Source organism: Bifidobacterium sp. M0353, from assembly GCF_016100645.1.
Taxonomy (GTDB): Bacteria; Actinomycetota; Actinomycetes; order Actinomycetales; family Bifidobacteriaceae; genus Bombiscardovia; species Bombiscardovia choladohabitans.
Window position 1 is genome coordinate 1 of record NZ_JACFSB010000013.1, and the last position, 516, is coordinate 516.

Annotated in this window: 1 protein-coding gene; it reads right to left on the bottom strand. The window is 42.2% G+C overall.

Features of this window, described 5'->3' with window-relative positions:
- Positions 1–430, bottom strand: a 430-nt coding sequence (locus H3V04_RS08770; RefSeq protein ID WP_198188189.1) for an N-acetylmuramoyl-L-alanine amidase, incomplete at its 3' end; no start/stop codon positions are given.
- Between the last annotated feature and the right edge of the window lie 86 nt (positions 431–516).

The window sequence follows — 516 nt, forward strand, 5'->3', positions numbered from 1 at the left end:
TATTGCCTAAATTATGTGTTACCCAGTTGTGTGTTTTCACACCACGTTTAGCACTCGTATCGAGCGTTAAAGGAATACCGTACTTTTTAGCATACTCACGGATCAGGCCGATATAGTTACGATAGGCTTTCTTAGCCCTTGTTTTATCAGAAAACTCACACAGCTCGATCTGCATAGGTGATAGCTGATTACCATAATAACCACAGCCCCACGCAACATAGCCCAAACCGCCTACTAAGTAACATTCTTTGTCGTCGACTACCAAATGGACGTAGGTCTGTGCCGTGTTAATACCAGCTTTCATATTATGAGCAATAGCCCAGGCTTCACCATTAGGTGTTGCGGTTGAGTGAGCTACAATAATATCTTTTTTAGCAAGAGCAGAGGCACCCTCATTAGCCGCCAATGCATACTTCTTATTTAGTTTCATTTTTTGCAACTCCTTCCTGGTAAGCTTTTTCGATCATGCCTTCAGCTGTTTCTTTCGTTATATTTGCTTTTGAAGCCTTGGCTTGC